This is a genomic window from Okibacterium sp. AC114 (assembly GCF_979253355.1).
In genome coordinates this window covers 652,226-678,564 of sequence record NZ_CEEDBR010000001.1, presented here as the reverse complement: position 1 = coordinate 678,564, position 26,339 = coordinate 652,226, and the positions used below count along the sequence as shown (strand labels likewise).

23 protein-coding genes and 1 riboswitch are annotated in these 26,339 nt (G+C 68.6%); of the genes, 10 read left to right on the top strand and 13 right to left on the bottom strand.

Annotation, left to right across the window (positions count from 1 at the left end; all coding sequences use genetic code 11):
• Nucleotides 1-28: 28 nt before the first annotated feature.
• Both xylA and xylB read left to right on the top strand, forming a co-directional pair.
• A complete protein-coding gene (gene xylA / locus ACZ6IE_RS03340) occupies nucleotides 29-1,219 on the top strand; it encodes a xylose isomerase (RefSeq protein ID WP_464606771.1) in 1,191 nt (396 codons plus the stop codon).
• 197 nt (nucleotides 1,220-1,416) lie between these two features.
• On the top strand, nucleotides 1,417-2,817 hold the full coding sequence (xylB, locus tag ACZ6IE_RS03335) for a xylulokinase (protein ID WP_464606770.1): 1,401 nt from the start codon (nucleotides 1,417-1,419) through the stop codon (nucleotides 2,815-2,817).
• Nucleotides 2,818-2,823: 6 nt separating this feature from the next.
• Here xylB and ACZ6IE_RS03330 read toward each other — a convergent pair whose 3' ends face one another.
• The 5 genes from ACZ6IE_RS03330 to ACZ6IE_RS03310 form a co-directional block, all read right to left on the bottom strand.
• A complete protein-coding gene (locus ACZ6IE_RS03330; RefSeq protein ID WP_464606769.1) occupies nucleotides 2,824-3,987 on the bottom strand; it encodes a glycerate kinase in 1,164 nt (387 codons plus the stop codon).
• 246 nt (nucleotides 3,988-4,233) lie between these two features.
• Entirely contained in the window at nucleotides 4,234-4,467 is a 234-nt protein-coding gene (locus ACZ6IE_RS03325; protein ID WP_464606768.1) for a hypothetical protein, read from the bottom strand.
• Nucleotides 4,464-4,799 (bottom strand): hypothetical protein, encoded by a 336-nt coding sequence (locus tag ACZ6IE_RS03320; protein ID WP_464606767.1) that lies wholly within the window; start codon nucleotides 4,797-4,799, stop codon nucleotides 4,464-4,466. Before ACZ6IE_RS03320 ends, ACZ6IE_RS03325 begins: the two co-directional genes overlap by 4 nt.
• 181 nt (nucleotides 4,800-4,980) lie before the next feature.
• Nucleotides 4,981-6,141 carry a cystathionine gamma-synthase gene (locus ACZ6IE_RS03315; RefSeq protein WP_464606766.1) on the bottom strand — a complete coding sequence of 387 codons (1,161 nt, stop codon included), beginning with the start codon at nucleotides 6,139-6,141 and terminating at the stop codon, nucleotides 4,981-4,983.
• Between the two features lie 26 nt (nucleotides 6,142-6,167).
• Nucleotides 6,168-7,532, bottom strand: a complete 1,365-nt coding sequence (locus tag ACZ6IE_RS03310) for a cystathionine beta-synthase (protein ID WP_464606765.1) — start codon at nucleotides 7,530-7,532, stop codon at nucleotides 6,168-6,170.
• Nucleotides 7,533-7,722: 190 nt separating this feature from the next.
• Here ACZ6IE_RS03310 and ACZ6IE_RS03305 point away from each other — a divergent pair, with 190 nt between their 5' ends.
• From ACZ6IE_RS03305 to ACZ6IE_RS03290, 4 genes are all read left to right on the top strand, one after another.
• Nucleotides 7,723-8,994 carry an Nramp family divalent metal transporter gene (locus ACZ6IE_RS03305; RefSeq protein WP_464606764.1) on the top strand — a complete coding sequence of 424 codons (1,272 nt, stop codon included), beginning with the start codon at nucleotides 7,723-7,725 and terminating at the stop codon, nucleotides 8,992-8,994.
• Nucleotides 8,995-9,136: 142 nt separating this feature from the next.
• Nucleotides 9,137-9,850 (top strand): DUF3105 domain-containing protein, encoded by a 714-nt coding sequence (locus ACZ6IE_RS03300; protein WP_077053828.1) that lies wholly within the window; start codon nucleotides 9,137-9,139, stop codon nucleotides 9,848-9,850.
• On the top strand, nucleotides 9,850-10,710 hold the full coding sequence (locus tag ACZ6IE_RS03295) for a DUF305 domain-containing protein (protein WP_464606763.1): 861 nt from the start codon (nucleotides 9,850-9,852) through the stop codon (nucleotides 10,708-10,710). The genes ACZ6IE_RS03300 and ACZ6IE_RS03295 overlap by 1 nt, the downstream gene beginning before the upstream one ends.
• Before the next feature lie 62 nt (nucleotides 10,711-10,772).
• On the top strand, nucleotides 10,773-10,964 hold the full coding sequence (locus ACZ6IE_RS03290; protein ID WP_464606762.1) for a hypothetical protein: 192 nt from the start codon (nucleotides 10,773-10,775) through the stop codon (nucleotides 10,962-10,964).
• Between the two features lie 29 nt (nucleotides 10,965-10,993).
• On the opposite strand, the gene ACZ6IE_RS03285 is transcribed toward ACZ6IE_RS03290, so the two are convergent.
• The 6 genes from ACZ6IE_RS03285 to ACZ6IE_RS03260 all read right to left on the bottom strand — a co-directional run bounded on the left by ACZ6IE_RS03285 (nucleotide 10,994) and on the right by ACZ6IE_RS03260 (nucleotide 17,742).
• Nucleotides 10,994-11,413, bottom strand: a complete 420-nt coding sequence (locus ACZ6IE_RS03285; RefSeq protein ID WP_464606761.1) for a VOC family protein — start codon at nucleotides 11,411-11,413, stop codon at nucleotides 10,994-10,996.
• Between the two features lie 221 nt (nucleotides 11,414-11,634).
• Nucleotides 11,635-12,279, bottom strand: coding sequence for a sortase domain-containing protein (locus tag ACZ6IE_RS03280; protein ID WP_464606760.1), 645 nt, complete (start codon nucleotides 12,277-12,279; stop codon nucleotides 11,635-11,637).
• Nucleotides 12,280-12,331: 52 nt separating this feature from the next.
• Nucleotides 12,332-14,176, bottom strand: coding sequence for an ABC transporter ATP-binding protein (locus ACZ6IE_RS03275; protein WP_464606759.1), 1,845 nt, complete (start codon nucleotides 14,174-14,176; stop codon nucleotides 12,332-12,334).
• A gap of 167 nt (nucleotides 14,177-14,343) precedes the next feature.
• Nucleotides 14,344-15,342, bottom strand: a complete 999-nt coding sequence (locus tag ACZ6IE_RS03270) for a carbohydrate ABC transporter permease (protein ID WP_077053831.1) — start codon at nucleotides 15,340-15,342, stop codon at nucleotides 14,344-14,346.
• Nucleotides 15,339-16,307 carry a carbohydrate ABC transporter permease gene (locus ACZ6IE_RS03265; RefSeq protein WP_077053832.1) on the bottom strand — a complete coding sequence of 323 codons (969 nt, stop codon included), beginning with the start codon at nucleotides 16,305-16,307 and terminating at the stop codon, nucleotides 15,339-15,341. The genes ACZ6IE_RS03270 and ACZ6IE_RS03265 overlap by 4 nt, the downstream gene beginning before the upstream one ends.
• An 82-nt stretch (nucleotides 16,308-16,389) precedes the next feature.
• Nucleotides 16,390-17,742 carry an ABC transporter substrate-binding protein gene (locus ACZ6IE_RS03260; RefSeq protein ID WP_464606758.1) on the bottom strand — a complete coding sequence of 451 codons (1,353 nt, stop codon included), beginning with the start codon at nucleotides 17,740-17,742 and terminating at the stop codon, nucleotides 16,390-16,392.
• A gap of 378 nt (nucleotides 17,743-18,120) precedes the next feature.
• Between ACZ6IE_RS03260 and ACZ6IE_RS03255 the strand changes: the two genes are divergently transcribed.
• Nucleotides 18,121-19,134, top strand: a complete 1,014-nt coding sequence (locus tag ACZ6IE_RS03255) for a LacI family DNA-binding transcriptional regulator (protein WP_464606757.1) — start codon at nucleotides 18,121-18,123, stop codon at nucleotides 19,132-19,134.
• 126 nt (nucleotides 19,135-19,260) lie between these two features.
• On the opposite strand, the gene ACZ6IE_RS03250 is transcribed toward ACZ6IE_RS03255, so the two are convergent.
• Both ACZ6IE_RS03250 and ACZ6IE_RS03245 read right to left on the bottom strand, forming a co-directional pair.
• Nucleotides 19,261-21,903, bottom strand: a complete 2,643-nt coding sequence (locus ACZ6IE_RS03250; RefSeq protein WP_464606756.1) for a LamG-like jellyroll fold domain-containing protein — start codon at nucleotides 21,901-21,903, stop codon at nucleotides 19,261-19,263.
• A gap of 171 nt (nucleotides 21,904-22,074) precedes the next feature.
• Complete coding sequence (locus ACZ6IE_RS03245; RefSeq protein WP_464606755.1) at nucleotides 22,075-23,625, bottom strand: FAD-binding oxidoreductase; 1,551 nt, start codon at nucleotides 23,623-23,625, stop codon at nucleotides 22,075-22,077.
• Between the two features lie 87 nt (nucleotides 23,626-23,712).
• Nucleotides 23,713-23,810: riboswitch (TPP riboswitch) on the top strand.
• Here ACZ6IE_RS03245 and thiM point away from each other — a divergent pair.
• From thiM to thiD, 3 genes are all read left to right on the top strand, one after another.
• Nucleotides 23,803-24,741, top strand: coding sequence for a hydroxyethylthiazole kinase (gene thiM / locus ACZ6IE_RS03240; protein ID WP_464606754.1), 939 nt, complete (start codon nucleotides 23,803-23,805; stop codon nucleotides 24,739-24,741). Its footprint overlaps the riboswitch before it by 8 nt.
• Complete coding sequence (gene thiE, locus ACZ6IE_RS03235) at nucleotides 24,738-25,394, top strand: thiamine phosphate synthase (protein WP_464606753.1); 657 nt, start codon at nucleotides 24,738-24,740, stop codon at nucleotides 25,392-25,394. Before thiM ends, thiE begins: the two co-directional genes overlap by 4 nt.
• Nucleotides 25,391-26,320, top strand: coding sequence for a bifunctional hydroxymethylpyrimidine kinase/phosphomethylpyrimidine kinase (gene thiD / locus ACZ6IE_RS03230; RefSeq protein WP_464606752.1), 930 nt, complete (start codon nucleotides 25,391-25,393; stop codon nucleotides 26,318-26,320). Before thiE ends, thiD begins: the two co-directional genes overlap by 4 nt.
• Nucleotides 26,321-26,339 lie beyond the last annotated feature (19 nt).

Sequence of the window (26,339 nt, the reverse complement as noted above, 5' to 3'; positions counted from 1 at the left end):
ACCAACGACGTTGACAGAAGGAATTCGCATGTCACTCACGCCCACCCGCGACGACAAATTCTCATTCGGCCTCTGGACCATTGGCTACAACGGCGCCGACCCCTTCGGCGGCCCCACCCGTCCCCCGCTCGATGTCGTGCACGGCGTTGAGAAACTCTCGGAACTCGGCGCCTACGGCCTCACGTTCCACGACGACGACCTGTTCGCGTTCGGTTCGACGGATGCCGAGCGCCAGACGCAGATCGATCGCCTCAAGGGTGCGCTCGACGACACCGGCATCGTCGTGCCCATGGTGACGACCAACCTGTTCTCGGCCCCCGTTTTCAAGGACGGCGGCTTCACGTCGAACGACCGCGCCGTCCGCCGCTTCGCGCTGCGCAAGGTGCTGCGCAACATCGACCTGGCCGCCGAGCTCGGCGCCAAGACGTTCGTCATGTGGGGCGGGCGCGAGGGTGCCGAATACGATTCGGCCAAGGACATCCGCCAGGCGCTCGAGCGCTACCGCGAGGCCGTCAACCTGCTGGGCGACTACGTGACCGACAAGGGCTACGACATTCGCTTCGCGATCGAGCCCAAGCCCAACGAGCCCCGCGGCGACATCCTGCTGCCGACGCTCGGCCACGCGCTCGCGTTCATCGAGACGCTCGAGCGACCCGAGCTCGTGGGCGTGAACCCCGAGGTCGGCCACGAGCAGATGGCGGGCCTGAACTTCGCCGCCGGCATCGCGCAGGCGCTCTACCAGGGCAAGCTCTACCACATCGACCTCAACGGGCAGCGCGGCATCAAGTACGACCAGGACCTCGTGTTCGGTCACGGCGACCTGCAGAACGCTTTCGCGCTCGTCGACCTGCTGGAGAACGGTGGCCCCAACGGCGGACCCGCCTATGACGGACCGCGTCACTTCGACTACAAGCCGAGCCGCACCGAGGACGAGACGGGTGTGTGGGAGTCGGCCGCGGCCAACATGCGCACCTACCTGCTGCTCAAGGAGCGCGCGGCGTCGTTCCGCGCCGACCCCGAGGTGCAGGAGGCTCTTGCGACCGCCCGCGTGCCCGAGCTGAGCGTCAACACGTTGGGCGAGGGCGAGAGCTACGACGACCTGCTGGCCGACCGCAGCGCATACGAAGAGTTCAACAGCGACGAGTACTTCGGCGGCAAGGGCTTCGGCTTCGTGAAGTTGCAGCAGCTTGCATTGGAGCACCTGCTTGGCGCGCGTTAGAGCACGCTCTAACGCGCGCCACGCAGGCGCTCAAAGGCGGTAGCCCTAGGGCGGAAGAGCGAACCAGCTCTTCCGCCCGTCCCGCGGCAGCCTCTGATCCGCAACCGCCAAGTCCCGCCTCGAAAACTCAGCCATTTCTCTTCCCCACCCCACACACCGCACATCCCGCGCACCACACCCCCGAAAGGCCCCGACCAATGCCGCTCGTAGCCGGAGTCGATTCCTCCACCCAGTCCTGCAAGATCGTCATCCGCGACGCGGACACGGGCGAGGTCATCCGCCGCGGCCGCGCCACGCACCCCGTCGGAACCGAGGTCGACCCGCAGGCCTGGTGGCAGGCCCTGAACGACGCCGTCGCCGACGCGGGCGGGCTCGGTGACGTAGCCGCGATCTCGATCGCCGGCCAGCAGCACGGCATGGTGGTTCTCGACGCCGAGGGCCGCGTCATCCGCCCCGCTCTGCTCTGGAACGACACCCGCAGCGCGCAGGCCGCCGCCGATCTCGCCGCCGAAGTGGGTGCCGCCGAATACGCGGCCCAGACGGGCGTGGTTCCAGTGGCCTCGTTCACCGCCTCCAAGCTTCGCTGGCTGCGCGACGCCGAGCCCGACAACGCCGCCCGTGTCGCCGCTGTGGCACTCCCCCACGACTGGCTGACCTGGCGCCTGCTCGGCTTCGGCCCGGCCGACGACAGCGCGCTCGGCCCCGTGCTCGACGCCCTGACGACCGACCGTTCCGACGCCTCCGGCACCGCCTATTGGTCGGCCATCACCGAGGACTATGACCGAGGTTTGCTCGAGCGCGCGCTCGGACACGACGCCATCCTGCCGCGCGTGCTGCGCCCCGACGAGCGCGCGGGCACGACCCCCGACGGCCTCATCGTCGGCCCGGGCGCGGGCGACAACGCGGGGGCCGCCCTCGGTCTCGACGCGGGCGCGGGCGACGTGGTCGTCTCGATCGGCACCTCCGGCACCGTTTTCGCCGTCACCGACACCGTGTCGACCGACGCCTCGGGCACGGTGGCCGGTTTCGCCGACGCATCCGGCCGCTACCTTCCGCTCGTGGCGACGCTCAACGCCGCACGCATCCTGGACGCCGTCGCCGGACTGCTGGGCGTCGACCACGACGAACTCGGGCGGCTCGCGCTCGAGGCCGAGCCCGGCGCATCCGGTCTAGTTCTGCAGCCCTATTTCGAGGGCGAGCGCACCCCCAACCGACCGGATGCCACGGCCACCCTCTTCGGCCTGACGCTGTCGAGCACCACACGCCCAACGCTCGCTCGCGCCGCCATCGAGGGTCTGCTGTGCGGCCTCGCCGATGGACTCGACGCCGTGCGCGCCCAGGGCGTCGAGGTGTCGCGCGTGCTCGTCATCGGCGGTGCGGCGCTCAACCCGGCCGTTCAGGCCATCGCGGCCGAGGTGTTCGCCGAACCTGTCGTCATTCCTCAGCCGGGCGAATACGTGGCGGATGGCGCAGCCGTGCAGGCGGCCTGGGCCCTGACGGGTTCGCGCCCCTCGTGGCCCGTGGCCACCCGTGCGACGCCCACGCCGAACGCTCAGCCCATCATCCGCGAGCAGTACGCCGCCCGCCGGGACGGCTGATCGACGCTAAGCCGTAGCCGAGTGGCGTCGCGCGAGCTCGGCTCCGGCGCGGCGCGCATACTCGAGCGGGCCGGCCAGTGCGGCCTCGACGCTGCCCGCGAGCTCGACCAACGAGACGGCGTCGTCGAACAGGCCGCTCGGGTCGTCCGCGATCATGCCCGCGACGAGCAGCGTGCGCGCATCTTCGGGGGCCAGGCCGACGACGTAGGAGGGGACCTTGCCGGCCGCCGACTGCGCGTCGTACCGGCCCTCGCCCGTGATGATCACATCGGCGGATGCGGTGGCCGCGGGCAGCCCGATCGCCTCGCCGACGGCGACCGAACCGGCGGCCATCGTGGCGCCCCAGAGCAGCAACCCGAACCCCGTCCCGCCGGCGGCTCCCGAACCGGGGTGCTCGGCGAGGCGATCTACGGCGGCCGCGTCGAGGGCGCCGAGGCCACCCCGGTCAGCTGACGAACGGGCCGCGTCGACGAGGCGTCCCAGCGCGGCATCCAGCACCGCGATATCGGGCACCGTTGCGCCCTTCTGCGGGCCGAAGACGGCGGCCGCACCCGACAGGCCGCGGAGCGGGTTGGTCACGTCGGACAGGATGGCGACGCCGCGCGACGGAAGCGCGCGCACGTCGCCGAGGTCGAGCGTCGCGAGCGTCTCGAGGCCCCGCGCCCCCGAGGCGATCGGCGAGCCGTCGTCGGCGAGGAGTCGGGCGCCGAGGGCGCTCAGCATGCCCGCCCCGCCATCGGTCGACGAGCTGCCGCCGAGGCCCACGAGCACGCGTTCGGCACCCGCATCGAGCGCGTGCGCGATGGCCTCGCCGAAGCCGTGTGTATGAGCATCGTGGGGGCGCAGCGGGTCGAGCAGCGTGATGCCGCTCGCCGACGCCAGCTCCACGACCGCGGTGCCGTCGGGCAGCAGCAGCCAGTCGGTCTCGACGAGCTCGTCGTCGGGGCCCGAGACCTGAACGGTGTGCCGGGTCGCAGCTGGGACGGCGGCCGCGAAGGCCTCGACCGTGCCTTCTCCACCATCCGCCATGGGCAGCAGGACGAGAACGTCGTCGGGGCGCACCTCGTGCCACCCGGCCGCGATCTCTTCGGCGACCTCGGTGGCCGTGGCCGTGCCCTTGAACGAGTCGGGCGCGATCACGACGCGCACCCCTTGCTGCTGTGACGTCATCGTCATTCTCCTGCCGAGCGCCCGCGAATCATGCAGCGCTCGAGCTTCTGCGCGACGGGCGCGCCTTGCGGGACAAAGGAGCGAAACACGGATGCCGATCGGGCATTGGTTTCGCGCGCCAGTCTAGCGAGCGACCCTGGTCACCATGCGCTCAGCAGCAGTGAGGCGACGGCACGGTGAGGGGCGGCGCGATCGACGCGCCCATTTGAGTCCGCGCGCCCGTTTCGATCAGCGAGCCGTTTTCGGTCAGCGCGCCGAGCGGCGCCGGGATGCCAGCGACTCGACGGCGGTCGAGAAATCGTCGAAGGTACGCACGCCGGCGGGATCGGCCAGAGGCAGAACGGCAAAGCCGCTGCCTGAGCGCTCGACGAAGCCGAGCACGGCGGTACCATCCGCCTCATTGATGGAGGGATCGCTCACGCGCCAGCCATCGCCCGGAATCGGGATGACGGTCAGGGCGACGCCGTCTCGCGTCTTCACGAACGCCCCTCGGAGCCGGCAGATCCGGCGGCAGACAGGCCGGAGCGGGCGGCGCCGACACTGCGGTCGAACCAGCGACGGAACGTGTTGAAAGCCATGTCGCGCGACGAATACGGGCCGCTGCCGACGGGAGGCAGGTTGCCCCGACGCAATTCGGGGCGCAACCCCCGCAGGTAATAGGTGACCCCGCGTTCCTCGGTCACGGCGATGATGGCCGCATAGCGCGAGCCATTCTCGCCCATGACCAGCCACGTGTTCGCGCGGTCCTCGACAAGCCGCAGCTCGCCCTGCTCGGCGGATCGGGGAGCCGTCGCCGCTGTTGTTTCATCCACCGAAAATCCTCCTTGGTGCTTCCTCCCCATTGTGGAACGTGCCCCCAACGGGGGTCGAGAGGCTTGACAGTTTTCGGGGGTGTGTGCGTGCCTGCGGGTGAGTGCGCTCAGTGGACGGGCGGACGACGAAACGCCCGCCACCGATGACCGGTGCGGGCGCTTCGACGAGCGAGAGTCGTGCCTACAGGGCGGCGAGCGCCTGCTTCACGTCGGCGAGCAGGTCGTCGATGTCTTCGAGTCCGACCGAGAGCCGCACCACGTTCTCGGGCACGGCCAGCTCGGTGCCCTTGACCGACGCGTGCGTCATCTCGGACGGGTAGTTGACGAGCGATTCGACGCCGCCGAGCGATTCGGCGAGCTGGAACACCGACGTGCTCTCGGCGAATTTTCGCGCCGCCGCCTCGCCGCCGCGCAGGCCGATCGAGATCATGCCGCCGAACGCGACCATCTGACTAGCGGCGAGCTCGTGGCCGGGGTGCGATTCGAGGCCTGGGTAGTACACGGTCTCGACGGCGTCGTGTGTCGACAGGTATTCGGCCAGGCGCTGCGCGTTCTCGGAGTGGCGCTGCATGCGCACCTGCAGGGTTTTGATGCCGCGCGTCGTCAGCCAGGCGTCGAGGGGGCCCGACACGGCTCCCGCGGCGAACTGCAGGAAACCGATCTTCTCGGCCAGTTCGGTGTCGGCGAAAACGAGCGCCCCGCCCACGACATCCGAGTGACCGCCCAAGTATTTGGTGGTCGAGTGCACGACCACGTCGGCGCCCAGCGAGATCGGCTGCTGCAGCGCCGGGGACGCGAACGTGTTGTCGACGACGACGGTGAGCCCGGCCTCGTGCCCCACGGCGGCCAGGGCGCGGATATCGGTGATCTTCATAAGCGGGTTGGAGGGCGTCTCGACCCACAGCACGCGCGTCGAATCGGCCCGGATGGCGGCCGTCACGGCGTCGAGGTCACTCAGGTCGACGACCGTGTGCTCGATGCCCCAGGCGCCGAAGACGCGCGCGATGAGACGGTAGGTGCCACCGTAGGCGTCGTTGCCGAGCACGACATGGTCGCCGGGTTTCAGGATTCCGCGCAGCAGCGCATCTTCGGCCGCGAGGCCCGAGGCGAACGACAGGGCGCGCACGCCGCCCTCGAGCGCCGCAAGCTGCTCTTCGAGGCCCGTGCGCGTGGGGTTGCCGCCACGGCTGTACTCGTAGCCGCCGCGCAGCCCGCCGATGCCGTCTTGCACGAAGGTGGAGGTCAGGTAGAGCGGAGGGATGACGGCACCCGTGGTGGGGTCGAAGTCTTGCCCGGCGTGGATGGCGCGTGTGGCAAAACCGTGGTCGTCGCTGGAAGTCATGGTGTTCTCCTCGAAATCAGTGTGCGCTACTCGCTGAGAAACGCGAGCAGGTCGTGACGGGTGATGACGGCGGCGGGTTTGCCGTCGGCGCTCACGAGGAGCGCATCGGACTCTTTCAGGGCGGCGCGGGCGGCGGCGAACGACTCGTTCACGCCGATGAGCGGCAGGGCCGATCCCACGACCGATCCCACCGAGTCGGTCATCTGCGCGTCGCCGGCGAAGACCTTCTCGAGCAGTTCGGCTTCGGACAGCGCGCCCACGACCTCGCCCATGACGACGGGCGGTTCGGCGCTCAGCACGGGCAGCTGCGAGATGCCGTACTCGGCCATGATCTGGATGGCGTCGCGCACCGTGTCGCTCGGGTGCGCGTGCACGAGCGCGGGCAGGTCGCCCGTCTTGGCGCGCACGACATCGCCCACCGTGCGCTCGTCGGCCACATCGCTGAACCCGTAGGACTGCAACCACTTGTCGTTGAAGATCTTGCCGATGTAACCGCGACCCGAGTCGGGCAGCAGCACGACCACGACGGCGGATGCGGGCAGGTCGCGGGCAGCCTCGAGGGCGGCGACGACGGCCATGCCGCTCGATCCACCGACGAGCAGGCCCTCTTCGCGGGCGAGGCGGCGTGTCATGGCGAACGACTGAGCGTCGCTCACGGCGATCACACGGTCGACCACGGTGGGGTCGTAGGCGGCGGGCCAGAAGTCCTCGCCGACGCCCTCGACCAGGTAGGGGCGCCCGGTGCCGCCCGAGTAGACGGAACCCTCGGGGTCGGCGCCGATGATCTCGACGTCGGTACCGGCGACCTCGCGCAGGTAGCGGCCGGTGCCCGAGATGGTGCCGCCGGTGCCGACGCCCGCGACGAAGTGGGTGACGCGGCCGTCCGTGTCTCGCCAGATCTCGGGGCCCGTCGACTCGTAGTGGCTGAGCGGGCCGTTGGGGTTGGCGTACTGGTTGGGCTTGAAAGCGCCCGGGATCTCACGGGCCAGGCGGTCGGACACGCTGTAGTAGGAGTCGGGGTCGTCGGGTGCCACCGAGGTGGGCGTGACGATGACCTCGGCGCCATAGGCCTTGAGCACGTTGCGCTTGTCTTCGCCGACCTTGTCGGGGCACACGAAAACGCATTTGTAGCCCCGCTGCTGGGCCACCAGGGCCAGGCCCACACCCGTGTTGCCGCTCGTGGGCTCGACGATGGTGCCACCCGGTTTCAGCAGGCCGTCGCGTTCGGCGGCGTCGATGATGCGCGTCGCGATGCGGTCCTTGGCCGAACCGCCGGGGTTCACGTATTCGATTTTGGCGAGCACGGTGGCGGCGATGCCCTCGGTGACCTTGTTCAGTTTGACCAGGGGGGTGTTGCCCACCAGGCCCAGGACGGTTTCTGCGTACTTCACGTCTGTCCTCACGATGTCGACGGGCCCGTTGTTCGGCGCCCGGTGATCCATCGAGCCTAACCGCTTCTACCGGGTTGTTACGGGCCGCGCCATCCCTTGCGCCGTCTGGGCCGTCGACGTAATGTTCGTACAGACGAACTTTTACTTCCGACCACACGTATGACACGTATGACACGACGATAAGGATGCCGTGAGCCCGAGAACCCCCGCCACCCCGGTCTCTGCCACCCCGCACCGAGCGCCCGACGTGGTGGGCCGTCGCATCCTGCCCCTGCTCGGCCCCGCACTCGTCGCGGGTGTCGCCTACCTCGACCCGGGCAACGTGGCGAGCAACATGACGGCGGGCGCGCTCTTCGGCTATCTGCTCGTGTGGGTCGTGCTGCTGGCCAACACGATGGCGTGGCTCATCCAATACCTGTCGGCCAAACTCGGCATCGTCACGGGCAAGAGCCTGCCCGAGATCTTGGGCGAGCGCATGAAGCGGCCGTGGGCGCGCCGGGCCTACTGGGCACAGGCCGAGCTCATCGCCATGGCCACCGACCTGGCCGAGGTCATCGGCGGGGCCATCGCGCTCAACCTGCTCTTCGGCCTCCCTCTCCTCTGGGGTGGCCTGATCACGGGCGCGGTGTCGCTCGTCGTGCTCGCCATCTCACAGCGACGGGGCGCGCGGGCGTTCGAACGCGTCATCACGTCGTTCCTCGCCATCATCGTGGTCGGGTTCTGTTTCAGCATCGTCATCAGCCCGCCGGATGTCGCGGCCACACTCGCGGGCGTCGTGCCGCGTTTCGAGGGCACCTCGTCGGTGCTGCTCGCCGCCTCCATCCTGGGCGCCACGATCATGCCGCACGCGATCTATGCGCATTCGGCGCTCAGCCGCGACCGGTTCGGGCTCGTGCGGGCCGGTGCCCGGCGACGCCTCGTCTTGCGTGCAACCCGGGTCGATGTCACGATCGCCCTCGCCATCGCGGGCACGGTCAACCTCGTCATGCTGCTCGTCGCCGCGTCCACGCTGCAGGGGGTCGAGGGCACCGACACGTTGCAGGGCGCCCACGACGCCATCGGCGATGCGATCGGGCCGGTCGCCGCCACCCTGTTCGCGGTCGGCCTTCTCGCGTCGGGGCTGGCGTCGTCGTCAGTGGGGGCCTATGCCGGTTCAGAGATCATGGGCGGTTTGCTGCGCATCCGCGTGCCCCTGCTCTGGCGGCGCGTGATCACGCTCATCCCGGCACTGCTCGTGCTGGGCTCCGGCATCGACCCCACGTGGGCCCTCGTGCTGAGCCAGGTGTTGTTGAGCTTCGGCATCCCGTTCGCGCTCATCCCGCTCGTCGCCCTGACCGCGAAGCGTGAGGTGATGGGGGATGACGTCAACCGCCGCTTCACCACCGTGCTCGCCGTCGCGGCCGCCGTCTTCCTCGTGGTCCTGAATGTCGCGCTCATCGTGCTCACCGTGACGGGCGCGTAACACCGGAGCCGCCGACACGCCGCGTTTCGGGGCGAAACGGTTACATTTGGCTGAGAATTATCTGCGGAAGGGCGGCTCGGGGAAGAGCTGTCCGCTGCCTCAGGTTTGACTTGATGCAATCGCATAGATCCGAGAGGCCCCCGTGACCCCCCAGAACCCCCCGACCGGCCCGTCCGGTGCCGGCCGCCCGAGCGGCAACCCCCAGAAGCAGCAGACCGTGAAGCAGCAGCGCGCCCAGCAGCGCGAAGCCAAGGTCGAGGCGTTCAAGAAGGAGCGGGCCCGCAAGGCGCGCAACAAGAAGATCGGCATCGTGTCGGCCATCGTCGGCGGCGTCGCGATCATCGCACTCGTGGTGGTCGCCGTCTCGACCACCATCCCCCGTTTCGCCACCTACGCGGGCGGCGGCAAGGGCGACACGAGCATCGAGGGCCTCGAGACCTTCACCAACACCAACAACCACACCGAAGATACGGTCGACTACGCGCAGACTCCTCCGGCCGGCGGCGACCACAACGCCATCTGGCTGAACTGCGGCATCTACACCGAACCCGTCCCCAACGAGAACGCCGTCCACGTGCTCGAACACGGCGCCATCTGGGTCACCTACGACCCGTCGATGTCGGATGAAGACCTCGCGACGCTCAAGTCGAAGCTGCCGGCATCCTATGTTCTGCTGTCGCCCTTCGAGGGCCTCGACAGCGAGTTCGTGCTGAGCGCCTGGGATGCCCAGTTGAAGCTCGACGACGTGAACGACGAGCGCATCGCCGACTTCTTCACCGGCTACTGGAAGGGCGGCACCGCTCCCGAGATCGGCGCCCCGTGCTCCGGCGGGATCGACGCCCCCGGCAAGGTCTGATGACCGACACCCCCGACGCACGATCGGATGCCCCGCTGCCGCACGCCGCGGCCCGGGGCATCCGTCGGCGCACCGACGCTCTCCCCGTGACCGGCCGCAACGCCGACACCGACGGTCGACGGACCGGTCGCGTGGCGGCCGACACCGAACCCACCGACGCCGAACTCGAGGCCTTCGAGGCCGCGCAACGCGCCCCGAAACCGCGCCTCCCCCGCTGGATGCTCGTGGTGGCCAGCATCCTGGTCATCGTCGTCGTCGCGCTCGTCGCCTTCTCGGTCGGCCGCCTCTCGACCCTCGCCGACCCGACGCCCACGCAGAACTCGGCCGAGGCCGGTTTCTCGCGCGACATGCAGCTGCACCACGATCAGGGTGTCGAACTGGCGTTCCTGATTCGCGACCGCTCGACGTCCGACGACATCCGCACCCTCGCCTACGACATCGCGTTCACGCAGGCCAACCAGTCGGGCCAGATGCTCGGATGGCTGCAGAGCTGGGGTCTTCCGGCCGCCGCCAGCGAACCATCCATGACGTGGATGACGCGCCCCACGCTCGAGGGAGCCAGCCACGCGCACGGCGGCACCTCGACCGATGCGGCCGCCCACGAACCCGGCGCCCCCATGCCCGGGCTCGCGACCCCCGCGCAGATTCAGCAACTCACCGACGCGACGGGCGCCGACGCCGAGAAGATCTTCCTCACGCTCATGATCGCGCACCATAAGGGCGCCATCGAGATGGCCGACGCGGTGCTCGAGCGCAGCACCAACACGGCCGTCACGAAGTTCGCTCGCGGCGTCGTCAACTCGCAGGAGTCCGAGATCGGCCTCATGGAGGACCTGCTCGCCAAGCGCGGCGGCGCGTAGCGAAATATCGCACATCGAATTCCGATACATTAACGGCCTCAGTCCATTAATGAGGAGGAACTATGTCGAGGCTGGTCTTCTGGAGCGCGTACATCGCACTTCTCGTGCTGACTCAGGTGCTCGCAGCGCAGGTGGGTACCGACGCCGATTGGTTGGTGCCCATCCTGCTGACGGCACTGTTTCTCAGCAATGCGCACCCCGCCGCACGGATGGCGGGGCTGGAGGATCCCTGGGGCGACAACAAGCGCACCTAGGCATCTGCCTCGCCTAGACGATCTCTTGCTTACTCGGGAGGGGTGGCGTCGGGGTATTTGGCGGCGATGGCGTCCCAGCCGCCGGCCTGCGCGATCGGGTCCATCCAGGTGATCTCCCAGTTGTGGCCGTCGGCGTCGGCGAAGGCGCGCGACCGCATCCAGCCGTAGTCCTGTGACTGGCCTTCGGTGGCACCGGCGGCGACGGCTTTGTCGACGATGGTGTCGATCTCCGAGGCGTCGTCCACACCGAGCGCGTTGATGACGGACGACGTCTCGCTCGGGTCGGCGATGGGCTTCGACATGAAGCGGGCCCACATGCCGTGCGTGAGCAACATGATGTAGATGCTGTCGCTCAGCTTGACGGCGGCGGCGTTCTCATCGGTGAAGTTGGGGTCGAGCTCGAACCCGGCCGAGGTCCAGAACTCGGTCGAGCGGGTGAGGTCGCTCACGGGCAGATTGATGAAGACGTTCGACAGCATTCGTGCCTCTCTGCGGCGCGACTCTCGCGCGCAGCACCAGCATCCTCGCGTGGCGCGGGCCCCGTCAAGAAACGCATCCGTTTTGCGGCGCGTCGACGCTCGGCACTCGGCACTCGGCACTCGGCACTCGACGCTGGGCGCTCGGCACTCGGCACTCGGCGCTCGGCGCTCGGCTCGTCAGTGTGGGGCGACTACTTCGGGGTCACGCGGTCGAGCACGCCGTAGACGATGATGCGCTCGGCGGTGGAGCGCAGCGGGTTGCAGGCCACGAACGTGATCGTGCCCGTGGTCGCGGGCGACTCGGAGCGGGGCGTCGGCCAGGTGACGTCGATGGCGTTGGCCGAGACGTATTCGAGCGAGCGGAACTTGTAGACGACGTTGCTCGTGGCGGTTTCGACCAGGATCTCGTCGCCGACGACGAGCTCGTTGATGTGCAGGAGGGGCGCGTGGTGCGACGTGCGGTGCCCCGCCAGCGCGAAGTTGCCGACCTCGCCGGCCGCCGCGGTGCCCGGGAAGTGGCCGATGCGCGTGTTCAAGACGGTGCGCTCGCTGACGCCCTCGCCGATCTCTTGCGCGTAGTCCCCGCCGAGGCGCGGGATGCGCAGGATGCCGATCGACCCGTTGCCGATGGCGGCGGAGCGGAGCGGACCCGCGGCAACCGTGCGGGTGTCGAACGCCGCGGATTCGGCCGCCACGGGACTGACCTGACCGACTTCGACGGCACCGACTTCGACGGCATCGACCGGGGCGGCGACGGTGAGCGGCACGACGGCGGCGGTCACGACCAGCACGCCGAGGGCAAGCGCCGCACGCGCGGAACGGTGTGTGGCTCGCATCCGATCACTCCCCCTCTGTCGTCTCAAGTGTAGGCAGGGCGGCGGGGCCGCGTCACGACATTTGTTGACGATACAGCGATTCGTACGTGCCGCCGGCCGCGATCAGTTCGGCATGAGTGCCCTGCTCGACGATGTGGCCTCCGTCGAGCACGAAGATGACGTCGGCGTTGACGATGGTCGACAGCCGGTGGGCGATCGAGACGGTGGTGCGGCCGTGCGCTGCGGCGTCGAGGGCCGTCTGCACGACGCGTTCCGAGATCGAGTCGAGCGCGCTCGTGGCCTCGTCGAGGATGAGCACGGCGGGGTCCTTGAGCAGCACCCGCGCGATCGCGATGCGCTGTTTCTCGCCGCCCGACAGGCGGTAGCCGCGCTCCCCCACGATGGTGTCGAAGTGGTCGGGGAAACGAGCGATCGTCTCATAGATGTTGGCCGCGCGCGTGGCCGCCTCGAGTTCTTCGAGCGTGGCATCAGGCTTGGCATAACGCAGGTTGTCGGCGATGGAGGCGTGGAAGAGGTAGGTCTCCTGGCTGACCACGCCGATGCGCGACACGAGCGACTGCTGCGTCAGGTCGCGCACATCCGTGTCACCGAAGAGGATCCGGCCATCCGACGCCTCTTGGAAGCGCGGAATGAGGTAGGAGATCGTGGTCTTGCCCGCCCCCGAGGGCCCCACGAACGCCGCGAACTGGCCGGGCTCGATGCTGAACGACACCCGGTCGAGCGTCGGGGCGGTTTCGGGCCCGGCGTCGGGGTAGCGGAAGGTGACATCCTCGAACCGGATCGCGGGATGCTGAACCTGCAGTTCGACCGCCCCGGGCTTGTCGGCGATCGACGGCTTCAGGTCGAGGTATTCGAAGATGCGGGCGAACAGCGCACCCGAGGTCTGCAGGTCGAGGGCTACGCGCATGAGTCCGATGAGCGGGAACAGCAGGCGCGACTGCACGGTCGTGAACGCCACGATGGCACCCGCCGTGATGTCGGTCGAACCGCCCGTCACCAGCCATCCGGCGACCAGATAGACGATTGCAGGGATGGAGGACAGGAAGATGCTCACGAGCGCGAAGAACCACTGCCCGCTCATGGCCTGCTGCACCTGCAGGCCGATCTGTGTGCGGTTCTCGCGGTTGTAGCGGTCGACCTCGGTCTGCTGGCGGTTGAAGCTCTTGGCCAGCAGCACACCCGACACGCTCAGCGCCTCTTGTGTGATGGCCGTCATATCGCTCAGCGATTCCTGCGTCTTCGTCGCTATGCGTGCGCGCACCTGGCCCACTCGCCTTTGCGCGATCACGAGGAACGGCATGAGCACGAGCGCCACGATGGTGAGCTGCCAATTGATGATGAGCATGGCCACGAGCGCCGCGATCACGTTGACGGTATTGCCGAGCACGCTCTGAATGGTGTTGGTGAGCACGCTCGCCACGCCGCCCACGTCGTTCTGCAGACGCGATTGGATGACGCCGGTCTTCGTTCGCGTGAAGAACCCGAGCTCCATCGACTGCAGCTTGGTGAAGAGCGTCACGCGCAGATCGCCCATGACCGTGTTGCCGACAGTGGCCGTGAGGTAGGTCTGCCAGACGCCCACGAGTGCCGCGACGATGTAGATCACGATCATGAGGCCGACGATCTCGGCAAGCGCTGTCAGGTTGGGGCCGCCGTCGGGCGGGAAGAGCCCCACGTCGAAAGCCTGCTCGACGAGCAGCGGCGGGATGACCGTGAGGGCAGCGCCGACCAGCACGAGCGCGACCGTGAGCGTGATGCGCGTGCGGTGCGGGGCGAACAGCTCCATGATGCGGCGGAACAGATTCGGGATGCGCGGTGCCTCGGCGTTCGCGGCGCGCTGGGCTTCTTCGTCGGCCCCGCCGACACGCCTGCCGCCCGGGCCCCCACGCATACTCATCCCCTCACCTTACGCCGCGAAAACACCGCTCTCGTGCGGTCGACGGGCCCTCGCGACCGGCGCCCGCGCACGCTATAAGAGGCGCCGTTCTGCGGAAACGGCGAACCGCCCCGAGCGGGTGCCTGAGGCATCCGTTCGGGGCGGTTCGTGACGAAGGAAGGTTCGGGTCAGCCCTTCGTCGATCCGGCCAGCAACCCGCGCACGAAGTAGCGCTGCAGGCTGAAGAACACGATGAGCGGAACGACGAGCGACACGAAGGCGGCGGCGGTGAGTCGCTGCCAGTCTTGCCCGCGCGTTCCCGACAGCTCTGCCAGGCGTTGCGTCAGCGGGGCCACGTCTTGTGTGCCTCCCGAGAAGATCAACGCCACCAAGAGGTCGTTCCAGACCCACAGGAACTGGAAGATCGCGAACGACGCGATGGCCGGCAGGGCCAGCGGCAACACGATGCGGAAGAAGATCTGGCTGTGCGTGGCACCGTCGACGCGCGCGGCCTCGATGACCTCGCCCGGAATCTCGGCGATGAAGTTGTGCAGCAGGAAGATCGCCAGCGGCAGCGCGAAGATCGTGTGCGCCACCCACACGGGCAGGTAGTTCTGCTCGGGGATCATGGGGATCGCGTCGTGCAGACCCGCCTGAATGGGCCGCAGCACAGCGGTGAACATCTGCAGCAGGGGCAGCAGGGCCATCTGGATGGGGATGATCTGCAGCGCGAACACGAGGATGAACAGCGCGTTCGAGCCCTTGAACTTGATCCAGGCGAAGGCGTAGGCCGCCATGCAGGCGATCACGAGCGGGAAGACCGTGGCCGGGATGGCGATGGCCAGCGAGTTGACGAAGTAGGCGCCCAGCTGCGGCGACGACTGCGAGGCCGAGAACAGCACCTCTGAGTAGTTGTCGAACGTGAAGCCCGGGTTCTGGAAGATGGTCCACCAGCCGTTCGACTGGATCTCTTCGGCCGGTCGGAACGACGAGACGAAGAGGCCGAAGGTGGGGATGGTCCAGACGATCGCGATGATCAAGGCGACGACCGTGGCGCTGCGCGACGTGAGCCGCTTCTTGACGCGGCCGGCCTTGGTGGGCTGCTCTTCGAGCTCTTCGCCGCGACGCAGGCGGCGGGCCGTCTTCTCGTCGGTGGCCACTTCGATCGGGGTCGGTGTGACGCTCATCGGATCTCCCTCTGCTTCCGCATCGTGCGCACGTTGTAGATGACGATCGGCATGACGAGCAGGAACAGGATGAGCGCGAGTGCGGCGCCTCGTCCCTGCTCACCGGCGCGGAACGCCTGGGTGTACATCTCGTTGGCCACCACGCTGGTGTTGAAGTTTCCGCCCGTCATCGTGCGGACGATGTCGAAGACCTTCAGGGTGGCGATGGAGATGGTGGTCACAACGACGACGAGCGAGCCGCGGATGCCGGGCAGAACCACGTTGCGGAAGCGCTGCCATCCGTTGGTGCCGTCGAGCTGCGCGGCCTCGAGCTGCTCGACGGGAACGGCCTTGATGGCTGCCGACAGGATGACCATGGCGAAACCGGTCTGGATCCAGATCATGACGACGATCAGCAGGAACGTGTTGATGGGCGACGACTGCAGCCACTGAACGGGGGCCCCGCCGAACCAGACGACGATCTGGTTGAGCAGACCGATCTGTTCGCGGCCTTCGCCGCGGTAGTCGTAGACGAAGCGCCAGATGATTCCGGCGCCGACGAACGAGATGGCCATGGGCATGAAGACCAGTGCCTTGTAGATCTTCTCGCCGCGGGCCTTGTCGATGAAGTAGGCGTAGGCCAGACCGATGGATGTCGCGAGCAGGGGCACCAGGATGACCCAGATGACCGTGTTGCCGAGCGTCACGAGAGTCGAGGGCTGCGTGAACATCCAGACGAAGTTGTCGAGGGTCCACTCGCCCGAGTTGTTCTGGAACGCGAGGAGGCTCGTGCGGAACGCGGGGTAGATCAGTCCGGCGATGATGAGAACGGCGGTGGGGAGGAGGAATCCGGCCAACTGCCAGTAGTCGCGGCCGCGCTTCGGGGCGCGGTCGAGGAAGAACAGGAGAAGACCGATCACGGCGGCGAAGATGGCGAGGCCACCCACCACTTGGAGGATCTTTCCGATGAGATCAGCACTGGTCATAGCTCAGCACCCTTCATTCGTCGGTGAATTGAACGGAGTGGGCCCGCCTCTCGGCGAGCCCACCCCGGGTGTTCGGGTGTTGTTAGCTGGAGGGCCAGCTGTTTTCGATGAAGTCGACCGTGGTCTTGGTGTCCTGGCCACCGACCCAGGCGACGATGCCCTTCCAGAAGGAGTCGGTGCCGACGGCACCGGGCATCAGGTCAGATCCGTCGAAGCGGAACGTGGTGTTCTCGTCCTGCAGGATCTTGACGCTGTCCTGCAGCAACTCGCTCGAGGCGTTGGAGGCATCGAGGCCCTTGTTGGCGCTGATGACACCGCCGAGCTTCACGCGGTTGTTGGCCCAGGTGTCGCTCGAGAGGTAGGCGCGCACGGCGTCGATCTCTTTGCTCTCCTTGAAGGCGCCGACGAACTCGCCACCACCGGTGACGACCTTGTCGTCGCTGGCTTCGGTGCCGGGCAGGAGGAAGGCGTAGACGTCGCCGTCAGAGGCAACCTTGGTGCCTTCCTTCCAGAAGCCCTCGTAGAACGAGGCCTGGTGGTGCAGCGAGCAGGTCCCGTCGAGGATCGGCAGGCCGGCGTCGCCGAACTCGGTCGAGATGACCGAGGCCACGTCACCGAGGCCACCGTTCACGTAGTCGGGGTTCTTGATGATCTCGCCGACCGAGTCGAAGGCTTCGACGATGGCGGGGTCGTTGAAGGGGATCTCGTGCGAAACCCACTTGTCGTAGGTGTCGGGGCCGGCCTGGCGCAGGACGTAGTCCTCGATCCAGTCCGTTCCCGGCCAACCGGTGGCGTCACCGGAGCCGAGTCCGACACACCAGGGCTTGTGGTCGCCCTCGTCGGCGATCTTCTTCGTGAGGGTGTTGAGCTCGTCGAGCGTCTTCGGGATCTCGTAGCCCTTGTCCTTGAACTCCGTCGGGGAGTACCAGACGTAGCCCTTGATGCTGGCCATGAGCGGGGCGGCGTAGAACGTGCCGTCGCTGCCGGTGCCGTAGCCCTTCCAGTCTTCGGACCAGAACTCGTCGACGTTGGCTTCTACCTCTTTGGTGGCGGGCTTCAGGAAGCCGCCGTCGACGAGGCGGTTGAACAGACCGGGCTGCGGGATGATGCCCAGGTCGGGCGCGTTGCCGGCCTCGGCGAGCACCGAGATCTGCGATTCGAACTCTTTGGTGCCCTGGTAGTTGACCGTGATGCCGGTGCAGGTCTGGAAGTCTTTCCAGGATTCGACGAGGCGGTCGGCCTCGGCGTCTTGGATCGTGCCGCCGATCGACACCTCGGGGCTGCCCTCGAACGTGCCGTAGGCGTCGTAGGCCGAGCAGTCGGTGTTCTCTTTGTCGCCGGCTGCGATGTCACCGGTACAACCGGTGAGGGCCAGGCCGACGATTCCAGCGGCTGCGAGCGGAAGAAGTGCTCGGCGATAGCGCTTGGGACTCATCTCATATCTCCTCATTGAGTGTGGTGCATTCGGGATTGCTGCAGGGTGAAATCCGCGATCGCAGTTCGTTGGAACGAGCCGCATCATTGCGTGCCGCACCCCCGGAAGGATGTCGGCGATTTCGTCGTGCGTAGCTGCCGTCTGGAACAGGTCGGGCCCTGTTAGGGAACCGGTTCCATGCGTCAAGCTACGGCATCGTCGGGGGTTTTACAAGCACAGATTGGTAACGAATACGGCGATGATCGCGCTCTCACGATTTCTTGCCCTAGCGTACACGATGGGCGGCAGGCATCCGCAAGTCGGGAAATTGTGTAACCGGTTCCACGGGCCGAATTTTGCCGCTACGCTAACCCAGGACACCCAATGGAGGGAGGCGACATGGCCGGTGCAATAGCGGATGTCGCCGCACTCGCGGGCGTTTCCAAGGCCACGGCGTCGAGGGCGCTGTCAGGAAAAGGCTACGTCTCGCCCGAGACACGTCAGCGTGTCGTGCAGGCCGCGAGCACCATCGGATATGTCGCTTCGCCCAACGCCGCGAGCCTCGTCACGGGGCACACCAAGAACGTGGGCGTCGTCATCCCCTATATCGGGCGCTGGTTCTTCGGGCAGATCCTCGAGGGCATCGAACAGCAGCTGCTCGCGCGCGGCTATGACATGACGCTCTACACGCTCGAGCCGTTCAGCCCGGTGCGCGACCGCGTCTTCGACTTCTTCCTGGCGCGCAAACGCTTCGACGGCGTCATCGCCGTGAACATCCAGCCGGCGGGCGACGAGCTCGAACGCTTGCACCGCCTCGGCATCCCCCTCGTCGGCATCGGCGGGCCCCTCGAGGGCATCCCCACGATCGCCATCGACGATGAACGCGTCGCGGCCCTGGCCACCGAGCACCTGATCCGGCTCGGGCACCAGCGCATCGCTCACATCGGCGGCAGCCTGGCCGAACAGCTCGACTTCTCGGTGCACGGCGAGCGCCTGGCCGGGTATCGCGCCGCCCTGGCCGACGCCGGTCTGGCCGAAGCGGACCAATTCGTGCCCACGCAGCTCAGCGTGCCGGGCGGGTACGACGCCGCCGTGCAGCTGCTGAGCAACCCGGCGAACCGCCCGACGGCCATCTTCGCGGCCAGCGACGAGGTCGCCATCGGCACCATCATCGCGGCGCGTCGCATGGGCATAGCGGTGCCGACCGACCTGTCGGTCATCGGCATCGACGGGCACGACTACGCCGAGCTGTTCTCCCTCACGACGGTGGAGCAGCATCCGCGCGAACAGGGCGTCATCGCCGCCGACATGATCCTGGCGGGCATCGACGGTGAGTCGGCCGAACCGGGCGTGCGCGATCTGCCGACCCGCCTCGTCATGCGATCGAGCACGGGGCGGCCCGCGGGCGTCTGATCTCGGCCACGACCGTGCGCACGAGGGCGATCTGGTCGGCGCCGCAGCCGGTCGGCCCCGCAACGACGACGGGCGCCGCCCCGAGGTTGTCTCGGAGTGGCGCCCGCCTCGTGCGATGCGTGTCGGCTAGCTGTCGGCGCTCACGCGTCGGCGGCGCTGCGACAGGAGCAGAGCGCTACCCAGCATCAGGATGAGCGACGCGGCGATGAGTCCGCCGGCGGGCGCGGCGCCCGTGTCGGCCAAGTCGCCGTCGGAACCCGCCGAGCCGCCGATGGGCACGGCACCACCTGCGGGCGCGTCAGCGCCAGGAACCGGCGCGGGCGTGGCCGACGGGTCGCCGGGCGTTCCGGGGGTTCCGGGAGTCGGAGCGGGCGTCGGCGTCGGGTCGACCGGTGCCGCGGCGATGGCGAAGGCCACCGTCACGGGGTCGGACGCCCGCGTGCCGAGCGCTTGCACGGCCTCGTAGGAGTAGGAGCCCGAACCGGTCAGCGGCGTGGGGAACGAGTACGTCCAGGTGCCGTCCTCGGCCACGACGGTCGCGGCATCCAGGGCCATGACGCGGGCGTTCGACTCGGCGCGCGCGGTCATCGGCTCGGCGTCGGTGACGCCTCCGTCGATGCGCACCTCGGCGCCGGGCAGGCCCGTTCCGGAGAGCGTGGTGACACGCGAGCCGGCCTGAAGGGTGCCGCTCGGGGCATCCGTGACCGTGAAGCCGGTGAGGTCGGCGCGCGAGGTCAGCCACTCGGCCGGGCCCGTCGCGTGGTCGATGATGCGGGTTTCACCCACGCAGCCGTTCCAGCCGTTGCGCGCGGCGTCGTCGACCCAGTCCGAGCCGATGATCCACGGCATGTCGGGGTTGGCCGAGATGCCGGCCGCGTCGACCGCGTTGCGCAGAACGGGCGCACCGTCGACGTACATCGTGATGGTGCCCTTCTCCGCGTCGCTCACGACGGCCACGTGCGACCACGAGTCGACCATGATCTCGCCGGACCAGTTGGTGCGGTCGCCCTTGGTGGGGTCACCCGGAACGGTCGTCCACTGGAACTCACGCAGGTTCGAGATGCCGAGGGCCGTCGGTGAGGCCGTCCAGTCCCACTGCGTCTTGGCGAAGCCGTCGATCTTCGAGCGGTTGCCCGTGTGGGTCAGGAACTTCGACCACTGGTTGGCGGCGGGCGTCCACTCGGGGCTCATCTTCACGAACGTCTCGATCGTGTAGCCCTTCGAGAGGTCGGCGTTGTTGACCGGGGCATCCTTGTCGGTCGTGAGGTAGCTGTAGCGGCTGCCCGACGAGTTGGTGAAGCACGCACCCGCCTGGTCGGCGGAGTAGCCGTGCACGTCGTCGGACTCGATGGTGACGTCCGAGAGCTCGGTGCCGACCGAGTTGGTGGCGGCGGGGTCGGCGCGGTGCAGGTCGTTCGACCCGTCGCCCGCGACATCCGGAATCGTCACATCGGTGCCCACGACGCCGTCGAGGCCGTTGAACTGCCAGTGCGCGAGCGTGCCCGGAACCTCGGGGTAGTCGGCCGGCGAGCCCGGGAATTCGGTCGTGATGGGGTCGGGTCCGACGAAACCGTCGAGCAGGATGTCGCGCGCCTTCTGGCCGAGCGACGGGGTGTCGGCGGGGCCAGCGGCGAACGTCGGGTTGAAACCCTTGAACCGTTCGGAGAAGTCGATGGGCAGGCTGAACTGCTGCTGCGAGCCCTCGAGGAACGGCTGGTCGTAGCTCGTCAGGGTTTCCTGCGGCTTCCAGGTGACCCACGGCGAGGCGGTCTGCACGTTGATCACGTCGTTCGTCAGGTCGAACTCGTAGAGGCCGAGGTAACCGTCACCGCCCTCATAGGCCATCTGGTAGTCGATGACGACCTCGGTGACCGTGTGACCGAAGTCGTTGGTCTTGTCGAGGCGCGACGAGCCGTGGAAGTGGCCGTTCAGCGTGAGGAAGATCTGGTCGTGGTTCTTGATGAGCTTGTCCCAGAGGCGCAGGCCGTAGTCGGTCTCGCGGGGCGTCTCGCCGTCGGGCGCGATGTCGATCACCTGGTGCGTGGTCAGGATGACGGGCACGGTGGGATGCTGCGCCATGACGTCGGCGGCCCACGCGAGCGTCGCATCCGAGGCACGCCACGAGAGCGCCAGGACCATGTACTTCTGGCCGTCGGCCTCGAAGATGTGGAACTGGTTGAAGCCCGTGGGGTCGCTGCCCTGGAACGTCGACACGTTCTGCGCCCGGTTCGGGCCGAACCACTTGAGGAACGGCTCGTTGGCGAGGTTGTACTGGTCGTCGAAGAGGTTGTCGTTGCTGTCGCGCACGTCGTGGTTGCCGGCGAGGATCGAGTAGGGCAGCTTCGCCTCGTCGAGGTTCTTCATGGCGTTGTCGGCGGCGATCCACTCGTTGTTCACGCCCACGCGGTCGACGACATCGCCGAGGTGGGTGACGAACGGGATCTGCAGCGCGTCGGCGTTTGTGGCGAGCCAGTCCGTCTGCACCGAGAACGGGTCGTCGCCGTAGCGCGGGATGAACTGGTCGGCCGAGTAGCGCGAATAGAACTGCGTGTCGGGCAGCACCGCGAGGGTGAAGCGCGACGCGTCGGTGGTGGCGCCGGGGGCGGGCGCTGCGGCTGCGGCGACGGGGGATGCCGCTGCGGTCGTTTCGGCGGGTTGGGTGGCGGGCGTCGGGGCGGCGGATGCGGGAGCGGCGGCGATGAGGCCGGCCCCCAGGCATCCGACCAACGCCGCCGCGGGGAACGCGGAGAGGAGTCGAGGAGTTTTCACGCTCGCCAGCCTCGGGGGGCGCATCGACGGGCCGCTAGCCGCGTGGCAAACTGGCCCCCATCCGGGGGTGAACAACGGGTGTCTCGGTGCGCGGAGCGGCCGAACGGCCCGGCGGTCCGTGTCCCCGGGGATCGGTCCGGCCGCCCCGCGGTGACCCGCGGATCGAACGGGTTACTGCGGCTGCGTGAACAGCCCCGCGGGATCGTATTTCTTGCGCGCGGCCTGCAGGCGAGCCTTGTTCGCGCCGAAGTAGGCGCTGTCAGGGTCGGTGATCGAGGCATCCGAATAGTTCACGTAGGCGCCGTCGCCCCAGTGCGGCTGCATGGCCTGCCGGAACCCGCGCGCGTAGGCGTCGAAGGGCGCGGGATCGGCGCCGTTCTCGAAGGTGGCCGTGTATTGCACGGTGGCGAGGGCATCGCGCCACGGGAACGCGGTATCGCCCGCGCCGACCTTCGCGACCTGCCCGCCGAGCGCGTCGATCGACACGCCGCCCTCGATCATGCCGCCCACCTGGCCGGCCGCCGTGGCCTGGCCGATCAGGGCCTGAATCCCGGCCGCATCGAGCGGCGCCTGCGCGATATGCGACGTCGCCCCGAACGATTCGCGTTTCAAGCTGCCGCCCGGGCCCGTGTTGCACTGCGCGACGGCGATATTCGAGCATCCCGCGTAGGTCGCCATGGCCTGCCCGTAGTCGTGCGTCGACGACGTGTTGGTGCTGGGCTTCACGGCGTTCGTGAGCCCCGCCAGCTGTGCCGCGAGCTGCCCGGGCGCGCCCAGCCACGTGCCAGACATCGTGATCGCCGGGCCGGTCGGATGCTTCACGGGCCCGCCCAGCAGCTTCAACGTCGACCAGAGGCCCGGGTCGGTCTGGGGCATCCAGCTCTGCCACGCCTCGACCACGGCCGCGGCCTGCGCGAACGGCCACGACAGGAAGAACATGGTGACGGTGGGCGCCGCCTGCGTCTGGAACGTGAACGACGTGACCACGCCCAGGTGCCCGCCACCGCCGCCGCGCAATGCCCAGAACAGCTCGGGTTCGGTGGTTGCCGACGCCGTGACGACTTTTCCGTCGGCCGTGACAATCTCGATGGCCGTGACCTGATCGCACGTCAGGCCGAAGGTGCGCGTGAGCACGCCGACACCGCCGCCCAAGGTGAGCCCGGCGACACCGACCGTGGCGCACGATCCGGCCCCGATAGCCCGACCCTCGGCTGAGAGCGCGGCATACACGGATGCGAGCGCCGCACCGGCCCCGATGGTCGCCGTCCCGTCGCTTGCGACCGTCACCTGGTCGAGCGGGCGCACGTCGATGACGAGCGACGGCGGCACATCGGTTCCGCTCGCCCCGCCCGCCGAGTATCCGGGATAGCTGTGGCCACCCGACCGGATGGCGAGGGGCACGGCATGAGCGGTCGCGAACGTGATCGCGGCCGCCACATCATCCGCAGTCGCCGCCTCGAGGATGGCGAGCGGCTGGGCGTCGTCGAACCGCGGGTTCTCGACGAGTTTGAGCTGCGCGTAGTCGGCATCGGCCGGCAACACCAGCGCGCCCTTCAGCTGCGCCGCGAACGCCTGCCAATCGGCCGCCGTCGCAGTCTTCACGGCCGTCGGCGTGCCCGCGGCCGTGGGGCTCGCGGTGGGTGTTGCGGGCGACGTGCACCCCGAGAGCATCAGCGTCGCGCCCGCGAGCAGAATCGCCTGGCGCCTCGTCAGTTCTGCCATGACCGGAGCCTACTGCGCGAGCGCCGCGCGCGGCAGGACCTCTCCCCCATCCGTCCGTCGACGTCACGATCAGGCCGCTATAGTCGTCTCAGTGACACGGGGTGCCCGCACGAATGCGGGCTGAGAACACACCCGTCGAACCTGATCTAGTTAGAACTAGCGAAGGGATGTCCGCGGATGAGTATTCGCCCAGGCACCAGTACGACCCTGCCCACCACCGGCCCATTTTCCCCGGCCGCCCACCTCGAGCGGATGCGTTCAGCCGCTCCGCTCGTGCAGTGCATCACGAATCATGTCGTGGCGAACATCACGGCAAACGTGCTGCTCGCCCAGGGCGCCTCCCCCGCGATGGTCGACATCCCCGTCGAGGCCGGGCTGTTCGCGCGCATCGCGTCGGGGCTGCTCGTCAACCTGGGAACCCCGACATCCGAGCAACGGGATGCCGCGCGCGAGGCCGCCGTTGCTGCATCCGAGGCGGGCACACCGTGGGTGCTCGACCCCGTCGCCATCGGAGCGCTGCCCGTGCGCACCGAGCTGGCCCACGAGCTGGTCGCGATGCGGCCGAGCGTGATCCGCGGCAACCCGTCAGAGATCCTGGCGCTGGCTGGCGCGGGCGCGGGTGGGCGCGGCGTCGACTCGGTGGCCGGCGCCGACGACGCCCTCGACGCGGCCCGGATGCTCGCACGCACGCACGGCAGCGTCGTGGCCGTCTCGGGCGCGATCGACCTCGTGACGGACGGCGAGCGGGTCGCCCGCCTGGCGAACGGAACCGAGCTGCTGACGCTCATCACGGGCGGCGGTTGCGCGCTCGGTGCCACCATCGCCGCCTACCTCTCGGTCGTCCACGACGGCGATCTTTTCGAGGCGACCGTGGCCGCGGTGACGAACTATACGATCGCGGCCGAGGTCGCGGCCGAAGTCTTGGTCGGGGCGCCCGAATCCGGTCCCGGCTCGGGTCGCATTCCGGCGACCTCGAATGCCGCCGACGATCATGCCGAGATCCTCGTGGATCTCCGCGCCGCTCGACCCGGGCCCGGCTCATTCGCGGTCGCCTTCATCGATGCTCTCCACGCTCTCGACGCGGCAACCGTCGCCGACCGCGCGGTGCGTTCGTGACCGCGCGTCACGCCCTCGACCTCTCCCTCTACCTCGTCACCGACACCGCCCTGTGCGGCGAGCGCGGTGTCGCGGCGACGGTCGAGGCCGCTGTGCGGGGTGGAGCGACGACGGTGCAGGTGCGGGCGAAGGACAGCAGCGCGGCCGAGGCCCTGCAGCTGCTCCTCACTGTGGCGCGGGCGTGCAACGGCCGGGTTCCCGTGCTCATGAACGACCGCGTCGACGTCTTCCTCGCGGCGCGCGCCCGGGGTGCGGCGGTTCACGGCGTCCATGTGGGCCAGAGCGACCTGCCGGCGACAGATGTGCGGCACATCGTGGGCGAAACGGCGATCGTCGGGCTCACGGCATCCTCACTCGTCGAGGTCGAGGCGGCCAACGCGTTGCCCGCCGAGGTCGTCGACTACCTGGGCATCGGGGTCATTCGCGCGACCACCACGAAACCCGACCATCCCGAGCCCATCGGTGTCGCCGGTTTCGGCGAGCGCCGGGCCGCCAGCCGCCTTCCCGCCGTGGCCATCGGCGGCATCGGGTTCGACGACATCCGCCCGTTGCGGGATGCCGGAGCCGACGGCGTCGCGGTCGTCTCGGCGCTCTGCGCGGCCCCCGATCCGGAACGCTCCGCCCGCGACCTGCGAGCGGAGTGGGCACGATGAACGGCGATTCGACCATCCGCAGCGACTCGCGCGCACAGCATGACTCGGCCGCGCCCCACGACAGGATCGGCGCCGACATCCCTCGCGTGCTGAGCGTCGCGGGCACCGATCCGACCGGTGGCGCCGGCATTCAGGCCGACCTCAAGAGCATCGCGGCGAACGGCGGCTACGGCATGGCCGTCGTCACGGCGCTCGTCGCCCAGAACACCTGCGGCGTGCGCTCGGTCCACACACCGCCCGCCGCGTTTCTCAGGGAACAACTCGACGCGGTCAGCGACGACGTCGAGATCGACGCGGTCAAGATCGGCATGTTGGGCGACGAGACGACGGTCGCCGTGGTCGACGAGTGGCTCGCCCGCATCCGACCGCCCCTCGTCGTGCTCGACCCCGTCATGGTGGCCACGAGCGGCGACCGGCTGCTCGATGCCCGGGCCGAGGATGCCGTGCGACGGCTCATCGAGCGCTGCGATCTCGTCACCCCGAACCTCAGCGAGCTGGGCGTTCTGGTGCGCGAGCCGACCGCCTCGACGTGGGCGGTGGCACTCGACCAGGCGCGCCGCCTCTCCGAGAGTTCGGGCGCTATCGTGCTGGCCAAGGGTGGGCACCTGGCGGGCGACGACTGCCCCGACGCCCTCGTCGACGTCGCAGCGCGCGGCCGTATCCCCGACGGGCTCGCCGAGGTCCCCGGCACCCGCGCGGCCACACGCAACACCCATGGCACCGGATGCTCGCTCTCGTCGGCCATCGCCACGCGCCAGGCTCAGACCGGCGACTGGGTGCACGCCCTGACCCTCTCGAAGGCCTGGCTGCTCGACAGTCTGCGCTCCGCCGACGAGCTCCACGTTGGCCGCGGAAACGGCCCCATCAACCACTTCCACTCCCTCTGGGCGGATGCGTCGGCCACCGCGTCACTCACCCAGTCCTGACCTCACCACCGAAAGAACC

What these genes read in the sequence shown, in the direction of transcription:
- xylA (WP_464606771.1), top strand. Translation starts at nt 29, where the DNA reads ATGTCACTCACGCCCACCCGCGACGACAAATTCTCATTCGGCCTCTGG.
- xylB (WP_464606770.1), top strand. Translation starts at nt 1,417, where the DNA reads ATGCCGCTCGTAGCCGGAGTCGATTCCTCCACCCAGTCCTGCAAGATC.
- ACZ6IE_RS03330 (WP_464606769.1), bottom strand. Translation starts at nt 3,987, where the DNA reads ATGACGTCACAGCAGCAAGGGGTGCGCGTCGTGATCGCGCCCGACTCG.
- ACZ6IE_RS03315 (WP_464606766.1), bottom strand. Translation starts at nt 6,141, where the DNA reads ATGACTTCCAGCGACGACCACGGTTTTGCCACACGCGCCATCCACGCC.
- ACZ6IE_RS03295 (WP_464606763.1), top strand. Translation starts at nt 9,850, where the DNA reads ATGACCGACACCCCCGACGCACGATCGGATGCCCCGCTGCCGCACGCC.
- ACZ6IE_RS03290 (WP_464606762.1), top strand. Translation starts at nt 10,773, where the DNA reads ATGTCGAGGCTGGTCTTCTGGAGCGCGTACATCGCACTTCTCGTGCTG.
- ACZ6IE_RS03280 (WP_464606760.1), bottom strand. Translation starts at nt 12,279, where the DNA reads ATGCGAGCCACACACCGTTCCGCGCGTGCGGCGCTTGCCCTCGGCGTG.
- ACZ6IE_RS03275 (WP_464606759.1), bottom strand. Translation starts at nt 14,176, where the DNA reads ATGAGTATGCGTGGGGGCCCGGGCGGCAGGCGTGTCGGCGGGGCCGAC.
- ACZ6IE_RS03270 (WP_077053831.1), bottom strand. Translation starts at nt 15,342, where the DNA reads ATGAGCGTCACACCGACCCCGATCGAAGTGGCCACCGACGAGAAGACG.
- ACZ6IE_RS03265 (WP_077053832.1), bottom strand. Translation starts at nt 16,307, where the DNA reads ATGACCAGTGCTGATCTCATCGGAAAGATCCTCCAAGTGGTGGGTGGC.
- ACZ6IE_RS03260 (WP_464606758.1), bottom strand. Translation starts at nt 17,742, where the DNA reads ATGAGTCCCAAGCGCTATCGCCGAGCACTTCTTCCGCTCGCAGCCGCT.
- ACZ6IE_RS03255 (WP_464606757.1), top strand. Translation starts at nt 18,121, where the DNA reads ATGGCCGGTGCAATAGCGGATGTCGCCGCACTCGCGGGCGTTTCCAAG.
- ACZ6IE_RS03245 (WP_464606755.1), bottom strand. Translation starts at nt 23,625, where the DNA reads ATGGCAGAACTGACGAGGCGCCAGGCGATTCTGCTCGCGGGCGCGACG.
- thiM (WP_464606754.1), top strand. Translation starts at nt 23,803, where the DNA reads ATGAGTATTCGCCCAGGCACCAGTACGACCCTGCCCACCACCGGCCCA.
- thiD (WP_464606752.1), top strand. Translation starts at nt 25,391, where the DNA reads ATGAACGGCGATTCGACCATCCGCAGCGACTCGCGCGCACAGCATGAC.